15 protein-coding genes are annotated in these 16,343 nt (G+C 69.5%); 9 read left to right on the top strand and 6 right to left on the bottom strand.

Going from position 1 to position 16,343, the window contains the following annotated elements:
• Nucleotides 1-122 precede the first annotated feature (122 nt).
• Nucleotides 123-350 carry a hypothetical protein gene (locus tag NQV17_RS29440; protein ID WP_257774965.1) on the bottom strand — a complete coding sequence of 76 codons (228 nt, stop codon included), beginning with the start codon at nt 348-350 and terminating at the stop codon, nt 123-125.
• A 321-nt stretch (nt 351-671) separates the two neighbouring features.
• Between NQV17_RS29440 and NQV17_RS29435 the strand changes: the two genes are divergently transcribed.
• Together NQV17_RS29435 and NQV17_RS29430 are read left to right on the top strand one after the other, a co-directional pair.
• Nucleotides 672-1,394: a haloacid dehalogenase type II gene (locus tag NQV17_RS29435; RefSeq protein WP_257774964.1), complete on the top strand. Its 723-nt coding sequence runs from the start codon at nt 672-674 to the stop codon at nt 1,392-1,394.
• A gap of 47 nt (nt 1,395-1,441) precedes the next feature.
• Complete coding sequence (locus NQV17_RS29430; RefSeq protein WP_257774963.1) at nt 1,442-2,350, top strand: hypothetical protein; 909 nt, start codon at nt 1,442-1,444, stop codon at nt 2,348-2,350.
• A 145-nt stretch (nt 2,351-2,495) separates the two neighbouring features.
• Here the strand turns inward: NQV17_RS29430 and NQV17_RS29425 are convergent, their stop codons facing one another.
• Nucleotides 2,496-3,455 (bottom strand): LysR family transcriptional regulator, encoded by a 960-nt coding sequence (locus NQV17_RS29425; RefSeq protein ID WP_257774962.1) that lies wholly within the window; start codon nt 3,453-3,455, stop codon nt 2,496-2,498.
• A gap of 157 nt (nt 3,456-3,612) precedes the next feature.
• Here NQV17_RS29425 and NQV17_RS29420 point away from each other — a divergent pair, with 157 nt between their 5' ends.
• From NQV17_RS29420 to mmsB, 3 genes are all read left to right on the top strand, one after another.
• A complete protein-coding gene (locus NQV17_RS29420) occupies nt 3,613-4,932 on the top strand; it encodes an MFS transporter (RefSeq protein ID WP_257774961.1) in 1,320 nt (439 codons plus the stop codon).
• Nucleotides 4,933-5,054: 122 nt separating this feature from the next.
• The gene (locus tag NQV17_RS29415) at nt 5,055-6,581 is read left to right on the top strand and encodes a CoA-acylating methylmalonate-semialdehyde dehydrogenase (protein ID WP_257774960.1); all 1,527 of its coding nucleotides are present in this window, start codon (nt 5,055-5,057) and stop codon (nt 6,579-6,581) included.
• A gap of 16 nt (nt 6,582-6,597) precedes the next feature.
• Entirely contained in the window at nt 6,598-7,488 is an 891-nt protein-coding gene (mmsB, locus tag NQV17_RS29410; RefSeq protein WP_257774959.1) for a 3-hydroxyisobutyrate dehydrogenase, read from the top strand.
• Between the two features lie 112 nt (nt 7,489-7,600).
• Here the strand turns inward: mmsB and NQV17_RS29405 are convergent, their stop codons facing one another.
• From NQV17_RS29405 to NQV17_RS29390, 4 genes are all read right to left on the bottom strand, one after another.
• Nucleotides 7,601-7,933 carry a hypothetical protein gene (locus tag NQV17_RS29405; protein WP_044843897.1) on the bottom strand — a complete coding sequence of 111 codons (333 nt, stop codon included), beginning with the start codon at nt 7,931-7,933 and terminating at the stop codon, nt 7,601-7,603.
• A gap of 241 nt (nt 7,934-8,174) precedes the next feature.
• Nucleotides 8,175-10,667 carry a c-type cytochrome gene (locus NQV17_RS29400; RefSeq protein WP_374692768.1) on the bottom strand — a complete coding sequence of 831 codons (2,493 nt, stop codon included), beginning with the start codon at nt 10,665-10,667 and terminating at the stop codon, nt 8,175-8,177.
• The gene (locus NQV17_RS29395; RefSeq protein WP_044843895.1) at nt 10,657-11,163 is read right to left on the bottom strand and encodes a (2Fe-2S)-binding protein; all 507 of its coding nucleotides are present in this window, start codon (nt 11,161-11,163) and stop codon (nt 10,657-10,659) included. Before NQV17_RS29395 ends, NQV17_RS29400 begins: the two co-directional genes overlap by 11 nt.
• Nucleotides 11,164-11,356: 193 nt before the next feature.
• Nucleotides 11,357-12,520, bottom strand: a complete 1,164-nt coding sequence (locus NQV17_RS29390; RefSeq protein WP_044843894.1) for an FAD-dependent monooxygenase — start codon at nt 12,518-12,520, stop codon at nt 11,357-11,359.
• Nucleotides 12,521-12,818: 298 nt separating this feature from the next.
• On the opposite strand from NQV17_RS29390, the gene NQV17_RS29385 reads away from it, so the two are divergent.
• The 4 genes from NQV17_RS29385 to NQV17_RS29370 are packed head-to-tail and all read left to right on the top strand — an operon-like array spanning nt 12,819 to nt 16,173.
• The gene (locus NQV17_RS29385; protein ID WP_257774958.1) at nt 12,819-13,571 is read left to right on the top strand and encodes an Asp/Glu racemase; all 753 of its coding nucleotides are present in this window, start codon (nt 12,819-12,821) and stop codon (nt 13,569-13,571) included.
• Between the two features lie 26 nt (nt 13,572-13,597).
• The gene (locus NQV17_RS29380; protein ID WP_257774957.1) at nt 13,598-14,428 is read left to right on the top strand and encodes an alpha/beta fold hydrolase; all 831 of its coding nucleotides are present in this window, start codon (nt 13,598-13,600) and stop codon (nt 14,426-14,428) included.
• A gap of 37 nt (nt 14,429-14,465) precedes the next feature.
• Nucleotides 14,466-15,506, top strand: a complete 1,041-nt coding sequence (locus NQV17_RS29375) for a 2,5-dihydroxypyridine 5,6-dioxygenase (protein WP_257774956.1) — start codon at nt 14,466-14,468, stop codon at nt 15,504-15,506.
• A gap of 19 nt (nt 15,507-15,525) precedes the next feature.
• Nucleotides 15,526-16,173 carry an isochorismatase family protein gene (locus tag NQV17_RS29370; RefSeq protein ID WP_257774955.1) on the top strand — a complete coding sequence of 216 codons (648 nt, stop codon included), beginning with the start codon at nt 15,526-15,528 and terminating at the stop codon, nt 16,171-16,173.
• Nucleotides 16,174-16,343: the final 170 nt, after the last annotated feature.

Raw genomic sequence — 16,343 nt, 5'->3', positions numbered from 1 at the left:
TTGCCGCACGTCCGCACGCGCCGCGCTTGCGGCGCGAACCCGGCCCGCGTCGCAGCCGCCAGCGCGCGTTGCGCCACATGAACGACCCCGCCCGGGCCGGCCCGGGCGGGCACCCGCGATACCTAAACCACGTGGTAGCTTGCCGGCGGATACGCCGTCTCCAGCGCGGCCCTGAGATCCGCGTCGGACGCCGTGGCCGACGTGAAGACGGCCGTCGTGGTGCTCGCGGTGTAGGCCAGCGTCACGGCCCACGCCGGATGGTCCTCGTTGAGGTTGTCGCGCGTCGCTTGCGCGCTGAGCGCGCTCGGGCCGCCGTCCGGATTGAACCCGTAGACTGAAATGGTCGGCATGGCATGTCCTCGTCGGTTGGTTGGGGAACGCCGCCGGCACGCACCGGCGACCTGCCCAGCGTAGGCGCCGCGCACGCGGGCAGGAATGTGCCGAAGGTCATGGCCGAAGGCCCGTGACGGGCGGTGCGATACCGGTTTTCCCCGCTCCGCCTCGCCCTCGTGAACCCTCACGCACCCTCGATGCCGCACCGCGCGCCGCCATCGCCGCGACGCCGCCAGCCGTCTTTGCCGATACGTGATTCAATGTCATTCGAACCGGCGTCGCGCGTTGCCGCCACGGCGCGCGTCGCGTCCTCCTCGACCGACCTTCACGAAAATCCCATGACTAACCCTGCCGACATCAAGGCGCTCGTTTTCGACGTGTTCGGAACGATCGTCGACTGGAGAAGCGGCGTCGCACGCGAAGCCGCCACGTTCCTGGCGCGCCATGCGCCGGATCGCGATCCGTTCGAATTCGCCGATACGTGGCGCCGCGAATATGCGCCGTCGATGGAGGAAATCCGCAGCGGGCGCAGGCGCTACGTGCGGCTCGACGTGCTGCACCGCGAGAACCTGGTGCGCACGCTCGACCGCTACGGGATCGACGGCGTGCCCGACGCGGAGATCGACGCGCTCAACCTCGCGTGGCACCGGCTCGATCCGTGGCCCGACTCCGTCTCGGCGCTGCAGCGGCTGAAGCGGCGCTACGTGATCGCGCCGCTGTCGAACGGCAACATCCGGCTGATGATCGACGTCGCGAAGCACGGCGGCCTGCCGTGGGACGCGATTCTCGGCGCCGAAGTCGCGCACGCGTACAAGCCGTCGCCGAGGGTCTATACCGAAGCGGTCGAGATTCTCGGTCTCGAGCCGGCCGAGCTGTGCCTGGTTGCCGCGCACAACGGCGATCTGGCCGCCGCGCGGCGACTCGGGCTCGCGACCGCGTTCGTGCTGCGGCCGACCGAACACGGGCCGCACCAGACGACCGACCTGAAAGCCGACGACGCGTGGGACTTCGACGTCAAGGATCTGAACGAACTCGCGGATCGGCTCGGTTGTCCGGGTTGAGTGCCGGCTGGTAGACTCCGAACCCCGACCCCGTTCAGCCCCGGCCTATGTCGTCATCCCTGCGTCTGGTAGCAGGCAAGCTCACCGCGATGCGCTTTCTGGAGCGTCCCGATCGGGAGGACGCCGCGCGCCATCAGGTGCCGCCCGTCGATCCCGAAGCCCGGAAGAAATCGCTCGGCTACCGGTTCACGCACTATGTGGTGCCGATTGCCGCGGCGCTCACCGGCAACGGTGCCGCCGCCAATGCGCTGGTGTTTCAGCAAGCCGACGAAGACCTCGCCCTGGCCAGCTTGAACGCCGCGGCCGACAAGGTCGAGCATCCGGCGACATGGTCGTATGCGAATATCCGCGGCAGCAAGACCTTCGCATCGGAAAACGCCTACGTCACCGTCGGGAAAAACGGCAGGATCCTGTTCGCGAAGCTCCCGGTCGAAATCGAAATCGGCGGAAACACGTACCGCGGCTTCCTCGGCGGACAGTGCTTCGACGCCGGCGACGACGTTGTTGCCGTGGTCGATCGCCGAGGCCGCCTGCTTGCGCTGTCGTCTCCGGACCGGCGCCACATGGTCATGGATTACACGTGCGGCGACACCGGGTTGGCCGGGCTGACGCACACGCTCTGGCTCGCGTGGAAATGGATGTTCATCGGCATGACCTGTTTCCTGATCCCGCTCATGCTGCTAGGCATCTGGACCAGCGACAGCGGATTTTCCGATCCAACGCTCGTCGTTCTCACGCTGCTCGGCGGACCGTTCGCATTGGGCGTCATGCTGGCACTGCTCATCGGCGTGCGCCTTGCATGGTCGGACTGGCTGCCCGCGTGGCGCGTGTCGCGCATCCTCACTGCATTGGGCCGACCGGACCTGTGCGCGCGCGATTTCGGCGATGCGCTCGACAACGCCGAACGCACCGGACGATTACGCGACACGGATGTCGGGCGAATCTATTACGCCTAGGCACGCCCAGGCGGCCGGCTGCCTGGCGGCGGCCCCTTCGCCGCGCTCGCGTGACGCCGCCGCGGGTGTGCCGCAACGCGGTGCACCTGGAACCGCGTGAACCCCGACCCGCCCGCTGCGCAAATCACCGCCGCCTCCAGCCCCGCTATTCCGGATCCCCGACGAACCGGAGCCGCTCCGACTCCCCCATCAACAACGCCCGGTTCGCGTCCGCCGCCGCGCGCAGGTAATCCCACAGCGCCGTCACGCGCCGCAGCTTGCGCAGATCCTCGCGACACGTCAGCCAGAAGCACCGCGTGACCACCACGTCGTCCGGCAGCACCGGCACCAGCGCCGGCTGCGTGGCCGCCATGAAGCACGGCAGGATCGCGAGCGCGCCGCCCTGCAGCGCCGCGAACACCTGCGCGATCACGCTCGTCGTGCGTAGCCCGGCCGTCGCGCCGGGCACCGCGCGCTCGAGGTACAGCAGTTCGCTGCTGAACGCGAGATCGTCGACGTAACTGATGAACGCATGCCGCGCGAGATCGTCGGTGCAGGCGATCGGCGGATGACTCGCCAGATAGTCGCGCGTCGCGTAGAGCCGCAACTGGTAGTCGCACAGCTTCGTGACCACGTAAGGCCCGCGTTCGGGCCGCTCGAGCGTGATCGCGAGGTCGGCCTCGCGCTTCGGCAGGTTGACGAAATGCGGGACCGGCAGCAGGTCGACCGTCACGTGCGGGTGCGCGACGCGAAACCGCGCGAGCTGCGGCGCGAGGAAAAAGCAGCCGAACCCTTCGGTCGACCCGATCCGCACGTGGCCCGACAGCGCCTCGCCGGTGTTCGCGACCTGGTCGCACGCGGACTGCACGGTCGTCTCCATCGCGTCCGCATACGCGACGAGCCGCTGCCCCTCGGCAGTCAGCGTGAAGCCGCCCGAGCGCGACTTGTCGAACAGCAGCGTGCCCAGCGCGGCCTCGAGTGCGCGAATGCGCCGCGCGACGGTCGTGTAGTCGACCCCGAGCCGCTTCGCCGCCCCGCTCGCGCGCTGCGTGCGGGCGACTTCGAGGAAGAAGCGCAAGTCGTCCCAGTTCAGGTTGCCGGAAACCGGCTCGGTGGCGTGTCGCATCGGCGGGAAAAAAAGGCGGGTGTCTCGGGGCCGGCCGTCGATATGCATAAATGCACATCCAACCGGTTTTCTTGTCGGTACATCATGGATCTGCGCATAACTATACTCGACCGTGACCTGCGGACCATGAGCCGCGGGCAATAAAACCGGAGACACCATGCAGACGCGATCCACCCTCGATGAGCATGCAGCCATCGCGACGCCGGCGCCCGCCCGCACCGCGAAGCACTACCTGCTGGCCGGCTGGGCCAGCATGGCGGGCACCACGATCGAGTGGTACGACTTCTTTCTCTACGGCACCGCCGCAGCGCTCGTGTTCAACCGCATCTTCTTCCCGTCGCTGGACCCCGTCGTCGGCACGCTCGCCGCGTTCGGCACGTTCGCGGTCGGCTTCATCGGCCGGCCGATGGGCGGCATCGTGTTCGGCCACTTCGGCGACCGCATCGGCCGCAAGTCGATGCTGATGATCACGCTGCTGCTGATGGGCGTGCCGAGCATGATCATCGGGCTGATCCCGTCGTACGACCGCATCGGCTACTGGGCCGCCGCGCTGCTGATCGCGATGCGCTTCCTGCAGGGGATGGCGGTCGGCGGCGAATGGGGCGGCGCGGTGCTGATGGCCGTCGAGCACGCGCCGAAGGGCCGCAAGGGACTGTTCGGCAGCCTGCCGCAGACGGGCGTCGGGCTCGGGCTGATCCTGTCGTCGGTCGCGATGGCCGCGGTGGCCGCGCTGCCGGAAGCCGACATGCTGTCGTGGGGCTGGCGCGTGCCGTTCCTCGCGAGCATCGCGCTGGTCGGCCTCGGCTGGTTCATCCGCGCGAAGGTGCCCGAGTCGCCGGACTTCGAGAAGATGCAGCGCCAGGGCAAGGCCGAGAAGTCGCCGGTGACGGCCGCGCTGCGCCGCCATCCGCGCGAGGTGCTGACGATCGTCGGCGCACGCGCCGCCGAGAACACCTGGTTCTACATGGTCGTCACGTTCGCGCTCGCGTATGCGACGCAGCAGCTGCATCTGCCGAAGGCCGAGATGCTGCACGCGATCACGGCCGGCGCGGCGTTGTCGCTCGTCACGATGCCGCTGTGCGGGCATCTCAGCGACCGCATCGGCCAGCGCCGGATGTTCGCGATCGGCCTCGTGCTGATGTGCCTGTTCGCGGCGCCGTTCTTCCTGATGCTCGGCACGCAGCAGACGTCGACCGCATGGTGGGCGATCGTGCTCGGCCTCGGCATCGTGTTCCCGATCCTGTATGCGCCGGAGTCGCTGCTGTTCGCACAGCAGTTCCCGGCGGAAATCCGCTACAGCGGCATCTCGCTGTCGGTGCAGCTCGCCGGCGTGATCGGCGGCGGCTTCGCGCCGATGATCGCGACGTCGCTGCTCAAGGCCGGCGGCGGCCAGCCGCACTACGTGATCGCGTACCTCGTCGGCTTCGGCGTGTTCGCGCTCGCGTGTACCGCGTTGATGCGGCCGGCGCGTGCGTAAGCATCGGCCCGCATCGATCCGCATCGCCCCGGTTTCAGTTCGACCTGCCGTCCGCCGCGGCCGCACGCGCGACGGACGCAGCCCACGTTTTTTCTTCGCACCACCGTTTCCCGGAGAGTTCCATGAACGCCGCAGTTCCCCAGACTACCCTCGCCCTGCCCACCGCCAAGCTGCTGATCGACGGCGCGTTCGTCGAATCGCAAAGCGCCGAATGGGGCAACATCGTCAACCCCGCGACGCAGGAAGTGATCGGCCGCGTGCCGTACGCGACGCTCGACGAGGTCGATGCCGCGATCGCGTCCGCGCAACGCGCGTTCCAGACCTGGAAGACGACGCCGATCGGCGCGCGGCTGCGCATCATGCTGAAGTTCCAGGACCTGGTGCGCCGCAATCTCGAACGGATCGCGCACACGCTGACGGCCGAGCAGGGCAAGACGCTGCCCGACGCACAGGGCGACATCTTCCGCGGCCTCGAAGTGGTCGAGCATGCGTGCTCGATCGGCACGCTGCAGCAAGGCGAATTCGCGGAGAACGTCGCGGGCGGCGTCGACACCTACACGCTGCGCCAGCCGATCGGCGTGTGCGCGGGCATCACGCCGTTCAACTTCCCCGGCATGATCCCGCTGTGGATGTTCCCGATGGCGATCGTGTGCGGCAACACGTTCGTGCTGAAGCCGTCCGAACAGGATCCGCTGTCGACGATGCAGCTCGTCGAACTCGCGATCGAGGCCGGCGTGCCGCAGGGCGTGCTGAACGTCGTGCACGGCGGCAAGACCGTGGTCGACCGTCTGTGCACGCATCCGGACATCAAGGCGATCTCGTTCGTCGGCTCGACGCGCGTCGGCACGCACGTGTACAACCTCGGCAGCCAGCACGGCAAGCGCGTGCAGTCGATGATGGGCGCGAAGAACCACGCGGTCGTGCTGCCCGATGCGCACCGCGAGCAGTCGATCAACGCTCTCGTCGGCGCAGGCTTCGGCGCGGCCGGCCAGCGCTGCATGGCGACATCGGTCGTCGTGCTGGTCGGCCAGGCACGCGACTGGCTGCCCGAGCTGGTCGAGAAGGCGAAGGCGCTGAAGGTCAACGCCGGCGCCGAAGCCGGCACGGACGTCGGCCCGGTCGTGTCGAAGGCGGCGAAGGCCCGCATCCTGTCGCTGATCGATGCGGGCGTGAAGGAAGGCGCGACGCTGCTGCTCGACGGCCGCGACGTGAAGGTGCCCGGCTACGAGCAGGGCAACTTCGTCGGCCCGACGATCTTCTCGAACGTGACGACCGACATGTCGATCTATCAGGAAGAAATCTTCGGGCCGGTGGTGGTCGTGCTCGAAGCCGACACGCTCGACGACGCGATCGCGCTGGTCAACCGCAACCCGATGGGCAACGGCGTCGGCCTGTTCACGCAGAGCGGCGCGGCCGCGCGCAAGTTCCAGAGCGAGATCGACATCGGCCAGGTCGGCATCAACATCCCGATCCCGGTGCCGGTCCCCTACTTCAGCTTCACCGGCTCGCGCGGCTCGAAGCTCGGCGATCTCGGCCCGTACGGCAAGCAGGTCGTGCAGTTCTATACGCAGACGAAGACGGTCACCGCGCGCTGGTTCGACGACGACGCGACGGCCGGCGGCGTGAACACGACGATCGCGCTGCGCTGATCGAGGAAGCCTGCACATGGAAATCGCATTCATCGGACTCGGCAACATGGGCGGCCCGATGGCCGCCAACCTGCTCAAGGCCGGCCACGCGCTGACGGTGTTCGACCTCGACGCGAACGCGGTCGACGCGGCGGTGCGCGCGGGCGCGACGGCGGCCGCGTCGCCGCGTGACGCGGCCGCCCGCGCGTCGCTGGTGATCACGATGCTGCCGGCCGCGCAGCACGTACGCGCGGTCTACCTCGGCGACGACGGCGTGCTGGCCGGCGCGCGTGCCGGCGCGACGTTCGTCGACTGCAGCACGATCGATCCGGGCACCGTGCGCGCGGTGGCCGACGCCGCCGCGCAGCGCGACTTCCCGCTCGCCGACGCGCCGGTGTCGGGCGGCACCGGCGGCGCGCAGGCCGGCACGCTGACCTTCATGGTCGGCGCGCAAGGCGCGCTATTCGAGCGCATCCGCCCGGTACTGCTCGACATGGGGAAGAACGTCGTGCACTGCGGCGGCACGGGCACCGGGCAGATCGCGAAGATCTGCAACAACCTGCTGCTCGGCATCTCGATGATGGGCGTGGCCGAAGCGATGGCGCTCGGCGCCGCGCTCGGCATCGATCCGGCCGTGCTGGCTGGCATCGTCAACACGTCGACCGGCCGCTGCTGGAGCTCGGACAGCTACAACCCGTACCCGGGCGTGAACGACACGGCACCCGCCGCGCGCGGCTACTCGGGCGGTTTCGCCGCGAACCTGATGCTGAAGGATCTCGGGCTCGCGACCGAAGCCGCACGCAGCGCACGGCAGCCGGTGTGGATGGGCGCGCTCGCGCAGCAGCTCTATCAGTCGATGAGCCAGCAGGGGCTCGGCACGCTCGACTTCTCCGCGTGCGTGAAGCTGTACGAGGCGCAGCCCGCATAACGCGGCCGGCGGACGTGCGACGGCCCGCGCTGCCCGTCAACGGCATCGCGGGTCGGTTCACATCCGGAGCAAGGTTTGCCGAAGCGCCGTGACGGCGCAGGCGGCGCGGCGCTTACCCGCGCGGGTTCGACGCGGTCTCGAAGGTCGGATGGCACTCGAACGCGAGTTCCGAGCGCGCGTCGACGCGGCGGCCGCCGGTCACCGACTCCTGCTTCAGGCTCGCGCGCATGCCGCGCTGCGTGCAGTAGTTGGTCGCTTCGTCGACAGCTTTTGCATGGGCGTCGGCCCACGTCGTCGACACGCCGAGCGTGCGCGTCGTCACGGTGAAGACGTTCGGATTCGACGTCGTGGTCACGTCGGAAGCGGTCGAACATGCGGCGAGCAAGCATGCAACGGCCGCGATGGTCAACCCTCGCAGGGATCGAAAAGATAGAGCAATGGACATGGGGGGGCAAGCGCGCGTCGATTCGACGGCATTGAGCAACATAGGCGACAGTATGCCTGCCCGATCGCCGGAGATCATGCCCCTTTCAGTGAACACATTGTTTCGAATGGTTAAACGATGGGTGCTGCCGGCAAGATTTACGGCCCGCGTCACGCCCGTCGTTGCGCAGCGTGTCGCTTTTCCCGGCTTCCCGGCCGACGCACGGTTTCTGCCCGGCGACCGGCATCGGCCGGCGCGCCGGTCAGTGCGCACGCGCCTGCCGGATTCTCGCCGAAGCCTCCTCCAGACTGCGCCACGCCGATTGGCCGGGCGCATAGCGCGCGCGGATGTATGCGGCGAGCTCGGCCATCTGCCGGTCGTCGAACGCGTCGCGGAAGCCGGGCATGTAGCCGAGCCCGTCGGTGGCCGGATGGTCGATCCCGTCGTGCAGCACGCGCAGCAGGTTGTCGGGCGTCGCCTGGCTGACGCTCGTGTTGAGCCCCATCAGCGGACGCACGCCGAAATGCCCGACCCCGCCCGTCTCCGCGTGACAGACCGCGCACGCGGCATCGAACGCGCGCCGGCCGCTCTCGAGGCCGAGCGTCGCGACCGCTTCCGCACCGCGTGCATGGCGGGTCGCCGCGTCGACGGCCACCGCGGCATCGACGGGCGGCGACAGCGACGCCAGATAATGCGCGATCGCCCGGACGTCCGATTCAGGCAGCGCCGCGAGCCCCGCGACGACCGGCGCCATCGGCCCTGCCGCGACGCCGTGCTGCGCGGAGAAGCCGGTGCGCAGGTAGTCGAACAGCGCGCCTTCGGTCCACGGCACCGGCGACGCCGGCGACGCGACGAGCGGCGGCGCGACCCATCCCTCGGCCTCGCCGCCGGCCAGATACGCGCGAGCGCCCCGTTCCGCGCCGAGCGCGTTGCGCGGCGTATGGCACGCGCCGCAGTGCCCGGCGCCATCGACCAGATACTTGCCGCGATTCCACGACACGGAGCGCGCCGGATCCGGCACGAACGGCCGCGCGTCGAGAAACAGCCAGTTCCATCCGGCGACGAGGCGCCGCTGGTCGAGCGGGAACGGCAGCTTCGTCTTCGGCGGCGCATGCTTCACCGGCGGCTGCGACATCAGGTATGCATACAGCGCGAGCAGGTCGGGCTCGCTCAGCTTCGCGAACGCGGTGTACGGAAACGCCGGATACAGATGCGAGCCGTCGCGCCCGATGCCTTCGCGCATCGCGCGCGCGAACGCCGGATACGACCATGCGCCGATACCGGTTTCCGGATCGGGCGTGATGTTGGTCGTGTAGATCGTGCCGAACGGCGTGTCGAGCGCGAGACCGCCCGCATTGGCCGCGCCGCCCGGCGCGGTATGGCAGACCGCGCAATCGCCGGCGAGCGCGATCAGGCGGCCGCGTTCGAGCGTCGCCGCGCTCCACATCGCGCCGTCCGCGCCGCCGGGTGCGACCGGGGCAATCGGGGCGATCGGGGCCGGGCCCGGCAGGACCGCGCAGGCCAGCCCGATCAGCCCGCCGACGACCCCGCCCGCGCCGCCACCGGCCAGCCAGCGGCGCCAGCGCGATGACGCGCGGCGCGGCGCGCCGGAACTGCGCTCGCCGACATCGGCCGGCTCCGGCCGGGCCAGCGCGTCGCGAATGCGTGCGGCGTCGAACGGCGGCGCGCGAAAACGCACGCCCGTCGCGTCATACAGCGCGTTCGCGATCGCGGCCGCCGCCGGCGCGGCCGCCTGTTCGATCCGTTGTGCGTCGTATGCCGACAGCGACTGCGCGCGACCGACGCCCGGCTCTGCGTCGTCGAACGCGACGAGTTCATGCGCGATCGTATCCGGCGCGACATCGCCGCCGGTCTCGTCATGCGCCGGCCGTGCGGACAGCCGCGCGCCCATCACGCGCGAAATCGCCGCCTCGATCTGCCACGCGGGCAAGCCCGCCATCGAAGCCTGCCCGGGCTCGCCCGCGCCCTGCCCGGCGACGACGCGGCGCACCGCGACGTCGCCCGTCGCGCGATCGACGTCGAGATCGACGACCCATGCGGACCAGTGCGGGTCGTTGTCGCGACCGTTGTCGCGGTCGTTGTCGCGGCCCGCGTCCGCGTGCGGGTTTTCGCCCGCGGACGGCGCCTCGAGCGCGCCCGCACCGTCGAATGCAAAACCGCGCCCACTGAGGCGGTCCTGCGCCGCTGCTTGCGCTCGGCCCTCGGCCGGTTCGCCCCACGCCGCGCGTTCGCTGACCATCCGGATGATCTCGCGCGGCCCGGCATCGCGCGACGCATCGAGATGCTGCAGGCGCAATGCGACCGGATCGCGCCGCAGCGCACCGGCCAGTTCGTCGACGAACGACTCGCGCGCGAATGCGTGCGCGTGGCCGGGAATCGCGTGGTGGACGTCGGCCATCTCGATCGACGTCTGCGCATGTCGATAGACGAACGGCGACGACGGAGCCGATGCCCCGCGCTGCGCCGCCGCGCGCCGCGCATCCGGTGTCGCGCCGGCCTGCGCGCGATAGCGCCACGTCGTCATCCGCCCATCGGCGGCGGTCCGCGTTTCGAGTTCGAACGATGCGTGCGCACGCGCATCGCCGATCGGCCATGCGTAGCGCGCGCGGTGCATGCGCGCCGCGTCGTCCGCACGGCGCGCCGAACCGGCCGCCGCTTCATCGTGCCGCACATCGAGCCGTACATCGCTTGCATCGGCTTCGGGCCGCGCGGGCACGCCCAGGTCATGCTTCATCGCCGTCGTCCCGCAGATAGCGCGCGGCCCGATGCACCGCGCGGATGATCTCCAGATGCGTGCCGCAGCGACAGAGATTGAAGCGCAGCGCGTCGCGGATCGCCGCATCGTCCGGCGACGGATTACGGTCGAGCAGCGCCTTCGTGCTCATGATCATGCCGTTCAGGCAATAGCCGCACTGCGCGGCCTGCTCGTCGATGAACGCGCGCTGGATCGGATGCGGCGCGTCGCGCGAGCCGAGCCCTTCGAGCGTCGTCACGTCGCGCCCGTGCGCGGCGGCGGCCGGCACGACGCACGCGCGCGTCGCCTGAGCGTCGACCAGCACCGTACACGCGCCGCACTGCCCGAATCCGCAGCCGTACTTCGGGCCGTTGAGCGCGCAGTCGTTGCGCAGGACCAGCAGCAGCGGCGCGTCGGGCGCGGCGGCGTCGAACGTGTGCGGCGTGCCGTTCACGCGAAACGCGAGCGGCCGCGACGGGGAAGCGGGATGGGACATGAAGGGATCCGGAATGCGGGGCGCGGGCCGGCAGGCCGGCAGGCCGTGACTTGGGGCCGGCAGCGGGCACGACCGCCGGCTCGCGACGGGCCGGCGTCGCGCGCACCGCTCACGTATAACACGCCGAAATGCGTACCGCCGCATCGATCCCCGATACGGCGGCGCGGCATCCGGCGCGGACACCGCACGCGCGTCAGGCGACGGCCGCCACGTTGCCGCGCGAAGGCGAAGGCGACACCAGGGGCACGTCGAACACGTCATAGCCGAACACCCACGACGGATCCTCGTTGGTGCGCAGCCACGTGTTGTTGTGCGACACGAGCTGCACCTTCGACGCGCGTGCCGCGCGGTTCGCCTCGTACAGCGCGAACGCACCCGCGTAATCGCCGATGCCGACTTCGTCGAGGCAGCGCGCGAGCATCGCCGCATCCTCGATCGCCATCGCCGCGCCCTGCGCCATGTGCGGCTTCATCGGATGGCATGCGTCGCCGAGCAGCACGAGACGGCCGCGGCTCCACAACGGCAGCGGGTCGCGCTCGAGCAGCGGCCACTTCGTGATCGACGGCGACACGTCGATCAGATGCTGGATGTCGGCGTGGAAGCCGGCGAACGCCTCGCGCATTTCATCGCGGCTGCTGTCGACCATCGACACGCCTTCCGGCCACTCGGCCTGCGGCACGCCGGTCACGTAGTAGTACTCGTCGCGCTTCTCCGTCACGTAGTAGACCATCATGTGGCGATCCTCCGACCACCATTTCACGCACATGTCGTACGGCTTGTTGCCGAGCAGCGAGGCCGGGAACACCGCGCGATGCGCGACATAGCCCGTATAGCGCGGCGGCTCCGCGCCGAGCAGGTGCTCGCGGATCCGCGAGTTCACGCCGTCCGCGCCGATCACGATGTCGGCCGTCTCGACGCTGCCGTCGGCAAACGTCAGGCGCACCGCGTCACCCGTGTCCTCCACCGCCGCGAGCCGCTTGCCGAAGCGGATCGTGCCGGGCGTCACCGCCTGCGTCATCAGCGCGTGGAAATCGCCGCGATGCACGGTCAGGTAGCTCGCGCCGTAGGTCCTGCGCGCGTAGTCGCCGAGCGGAATCCGCGACAGTACGTCGGCCGTCTGCCAGTCGCGGCTGTACCAGCAATCCGGATGCGAACCCATCGTCTCCAGCGCGTCCTCGCAGCCGATGCGCCGCATGATCTTCATCACGTTCGGGCCGAGATGGATGCCCGCGCCGAGGCGCGAGAACGCCGGCGCCTGCTCGTACAGCGCGACGTCGTAGCCGCCGCGCTGCAGCAGCGCCGCGGCGGCCGTGCCGCCGAGACCGGCGCCGATGATTGCGATACGGGGTTTGCTCATGCGGATCTCCTGATCGTGAGCCCGGCGCCGAACGCGGCACGAGAACGGGCGGATTGAATGGCGTTTATGTAGCGTACACACTCAATTTATTCAAGACAAGGGGATTATTTCCGGTGATCGACACATCCGGGAAAACACCAATAAAACCTCAAAAATGTCCGTTAATAAACGATATTTGCCCGGAAGGAATCATTTTGACCCATTGTCATTTTCAAATGTACACACTAGACTTTCCCCGAAACCAGGCGACCCCGCGCCAGCGTGCCGCCCCACCCTTACCGACACGGAGCCTCCCGTCATGAGCAAGACCTACCGCATCGGCCAGATCGTGCCGAGTTCCAACACGACGATGGAAACCGAGATTCCCGCGATGCTGCGGTTGCGCGAGGCGATCCGGCCCGAGCGCTTCACGTATCACTCGAGCCGGATGCGGATGAAGAAGGTCGTCAAGGAAGAACTCGCGGCGATGGACGCCGAATCCGACCGCTGCGCGGTGGAACTGAGCGATGCGCGCGTCGACGTGCTCGGCTACGCGTGCCTCGTCGCGATCATGGCGATGGGCCACGGCTATCACCGCGTGTCGCAGGCGCGCCTCACGGAGCACACGGCCGACAACGGCGCGCAAGCGCCGGTGCTGACGAGCGCGGGCGCGCTCGTCGATGCGCTGAAGGTGATCGGCGCGAAGCGCATCGTGGTGGTCGCGCCGTACATGCTGCCGCTGACCGAGCTCGTGGTCGACTACATCCGCAACGAAGGCTATGACGTGATCGCGTATCGCGCGCTCGAGATCCCCGACAACCTCGACGTCGGCCGCCACGACCCGGCGCGCCTGCCCGACATCGTGAAGACGCTGCCGTACCAGGACGCCGATGCGATCGTGCTGTCCGCGTGCGTGCAGATGCCGTCGCTGCCGGCCGTCGCGAAAGTCGAGGCGATGACGGGCAAGCCCGTGATCACGGCCGCGATCGCGACGACCTACGCAATGCTGCGCGAACTCGATCTCGAACCGATCGTGCCCGGCGCCGGCGCGCTGCTGTCCGGCGCGTATTGAGCACCCCGCCACTTCGGAGCATCGCCATGTCCTCGACTTTCCTGTACGGCGCGAACGTCCGCGCCAACGGCATCCGCCAGCACTACCTGCGCTACGGCGGCGCCACGGGCGCGCGCGAGTCGCGCCCCGCGATCGTGCTGATTCCCGGCATCACGAGCCCCGCGATCACGTGGGGCTTCGTCGGCGAGGTGTTCGGCGCAGCATTCGACACCTATGTGCTCGACGTGCGCGGCCGCGGGCTGTCCGACGCGTCGCCGTCGCTCGACTACGGCCTCGACGCGCAAGCCGATGACATCGCGGCGTTCGTCGCCGCGCTCGGCCTGCCGCGCACGAGCCTGGTCGGCCATTCGATGGGCGCGCGGATCGCCGCGCGCGCGGCACGGCACGGCGTCCGCGGGCTCGAATCGGTCGTGCTCGTCGATCCGCCGGTGTCCGGCCCGAACCGCCGCGACTATCCGGGCAAGCTGCCGTGGTACATCGACTCGATGGCGCTCGCGCGCGCCGGCACCGACGCCGAAGGGATGCGCGCGTTCTGCCCGACCTGGACCGATGCCGAGCTGCAACTGCGCGCCGAGTGGCTGCATACCTGCGACGAGCGCGCGGTGCGCACGTCGTACGAAGGCTTCCACACCGACGACTTCCACGCGGATGCCGCGCAACTGGCCGTGCCGTCGCTGCTGATCACGGCCGAGCGCGGCGACGTGGTGCGCGACGACGACGTCGCCGAACTGCAGCGTGCGACGCCGTCGATGCAGCACGTGCGCGTGCCCGATGCCGGCCACATGATCCCGTGGGACAACGCGGCGGGCTTCTACGCAGCGTTCGGCAACTTCCTCGGCGCGCCGCTCGCGGCCTGATTCTCTCCTTTCCTTCACGCCATTACCGGAGCCGACGATGCCAGTCAGCGACTATCAACTGATCGACGCGTGGAAGCAGGTGCTCACGCTGTCGCGCCTCGAACCGGGCCAGACCGTCACGATCCTGACGAGCGCGGCCACTCATCCGCAGACGCTGTCGTGCGCGCTGATCGCGACGCAATCGATGGGCGCGATCGTCAACCGGCTCGACCTGCCGCCGGTGAACGGCGAGAAGGCGTTCAGCCGCGACCCGCTCGCGTATCTCGGCACGACGCCGCTCACCGGCAACCGCGCCGCGATCGCCGCATTGCGCGAGAGCGACCTCGTGCTCGACCTGATGACGCTGCTGTTCTCGCCCGAGCAGCACGACATCCTGAGATCCGGCACGAAGATCCTGCTCGCGGTCGAGCCGCCCGAAGTGCTGGTGCGGATGGTGCCGACACTGGCCGATCGCACGCGCGTGCTCGGCGCCGCGAAGAAAATCGCCGCCGCGCGCGAGATGCGCGTAACCTCCGCGGCCGGCACGGCGCTCGTGTGCCCGCTCGGCGATTTCCCGCCGACCGCCGAATACGGCTTCGTCGACGCGCCCGGCCGCTGGGATCACTGGCCGAGCGGCTTCGCGCTGACTTACCCGAACGACGGCACCGCGCGCGGCACGATCGTGATCGATCGCGGCGACATCCTGCTGCCGCAGAAACATTACGTGAGCGAGCCGATCGCACTGACCGTCGAAGGCGGCTACGCGACGCGCATCGAAGGCGGCGTCGATGCCGACCTGCTGCGCGATTACATGGAGACCTTCGCGGACCCGGAAGGCTATGCGATCTCGCACATCGGCTGGGGGCTGCAGCCGCGCGCGCGCTGGTCGACGCTCGGCCTGTACGACCGCGAGGCGACGATCGGGATGGATGCGCGTGCGTTCGAAGGCAACTTCCTGTTCTCGCTCGGCCCGAACAACGAAGGCGGCGGCACCCGCACGACGACCTGCCACATCGACATCCCGCTGCGCCGCTGCACGGTCGAGCTCGACGGCGAGACCGTCGTGCGCGAAGGCCGCGTGACCGATCAACCTGCCTGACCGACGAGTGCCGGACACCATGACCGATCTTTCCCGCCACGCCGAAGCCAACGTCTACCGCCAGCAGGGTTTCGGCACGCCGCTGCCGCCGCACGGCAACATCGGACTGCTGATCGTCGACTTCGTGGTCGGCTTCGCCGATCCCGCGACGTTCGGCGGCGGCAACATCGCGCCGGCGATCGCGCGCACGACGCGGGCGCTCGCGCTCGCGCGCGCACGCGGCTGGCCGGTCGCGCACAGCCGCATCGTGTACGCGGACGACGGCAGCGACGACAACGTGTTCTCGCTGAAGGTGCCCGGCATGGCGACGCTGACCGAGCACCATCCGAACAGCGCGATCGTGCCCGAACTCACGCCCGCCGCCGGCGAACTCGTCGTGCGCAAGACCGTGCCGTCGGCGTTCTTCGGCACGCAGCTCGCGCCGTGGCTCGCGCAGCGCGCGGTGCAGACGCTGCTCGTCGCGGGCGCGGTGACGAGCGGCTGCGTGCGCGCGAGCGTGGTCGACGCGATGTCGCACGGGTTCCGCCCGCTCGTGCTCGCCGATTGCGTCGGCGATCGCGCAATCGCGCCGCACGACGCGAACCTGTTCGACATGCAGCAGAAATACGCGGCCGTGATGCCGCTCGACGATGCGATCTCGGCGATCGATGCCGTGCACGCGCGCTGAGCCGCCGCGCCGATCGCGGGCGGTGCGGCGCGGGTGGTACGAACGGCAGCCGTGCCCGCGCCGGCACGCGATTGACGCTGCGCTTTTGGCGGCCTAGATTGACCGCGTGCGCCATCGCGCTCACTCGGGCCGTCGCCCCGCGCACCGCAGCCGCCGCGACCGGCCGCCCG

Source organism: Burkholderia sp. SCN-KJ (genome assembly GCF_024656005.1).
GTDB lineage: Bacteria > Pseudomonadota > Gammaproteobacteria > Burkholderiales > Burkholderiaceae > Burkholderia.
Note: the sequence above shows the minus strand (reverse complement) of the source record. Positions and strands in the feature narration are given on the sequence as shown.

Coding starts and splice junctions, on each gene's coding strand:
- NQV17_RS29440 (WP_257774965.1), bottom strand. CDS start 350: ATGCCGACCATTTCAGTCTACGGGTTCAATCCGGACGGCGGCCCGAGC.
- NQV17_RS29435 (WP_257774964.1), top strand. CDS start 672: ATGACTAACCCTGCCGACATCAAGGCGCTCGTTTTCGACGTGTTCGGA.
- NQV17_RS29430 (WP_257774963.1), top strand. CDS start 1,442: ATGTCGTCATCCCTGCGTCTGGTAGCAGGCAAGCTCACCGCGATGCGC.
- NQV17_RS29425 (WP_257774962.1), bottom strand. CDS start 3,455: ATGCGACACGCCACCGAGCCGGTTTCCGGCAACCTGAACTGGGACGAC.
- NQV17_RS29420 (WP_257774961.1), top strand. CDS start 3,613: ATGCAGACGCGATCCACCCTCGATGAGCATGCAGCCATCGCGACGCCG.
- NQV17_RS29415 (WP_257774960.1), top strand. CDS start 5,055: ATGAACGCCGCAGTTCCCCAGACTACCCTCGCCCTGCCCACCGCCAAG.
- mmsB (WP_257774959.1), top strand. CDS start 6,598: ATGGAAATCGCATTCATCGGACTCGGCAACATGGGCGGCCCGATGGCC.
- NQV17_RS29405 (WP_044843897.1), bottom strand. CDS start 7,933: ATGTCCATTGCTCTATCTTTTCGATCCCTGCGAGGGTTGACCATCGCG.
- NQV17_RS29400 (WP_374692768.1), bottom strand. CDS start 10,667: ATGAAGCATGACCTGGGCGTGCCCGCGCGGCCCGAAGCCGATGCAAGC.
- NQV17_RS29395 (WP_044843895.1), bottom strand. CDS start 11,163: ATGTCCCATCCCGCTTCCCCGTCGCGGCCGCTCGCGTTTCGCGTGAAC.
- NQV17_RS29390 (WP_044843894.1), bottom strand. CDS start 12,520: ATGAGCAAACCCCGTATCGCAATCATCGGCGCCGGTCTCGGCGGCACG.
- NQV17_RS29385 (WP_257774958.1), top strand. CDS start 12,819: ATGAGCAAGACCTACCGCATCGGCCAGATCGTGCCGAGTTCCAACACG.
- NQV17_RS29380 (WP_257774957.1), top strand. CDS start 13,598: ATGTCCTCGACTTTCCTGTACGGCGCGAACGTCCGCGCCAACGGCATC.
- NQV17_RS29375 (WP_257774956.1), top strand. CDS start 14,466: ATGCCAGTCAGCGACTATCAACTGATCGACGCGTGGAAGCAGGTGCTC.
- NQV17_RS29370 (WP_257774955.1), top strand. CDS start 15,526: ATGACCGATCTTTCCCGCCACGCCGAAGCCAACGTCTACCGCCAGCAG.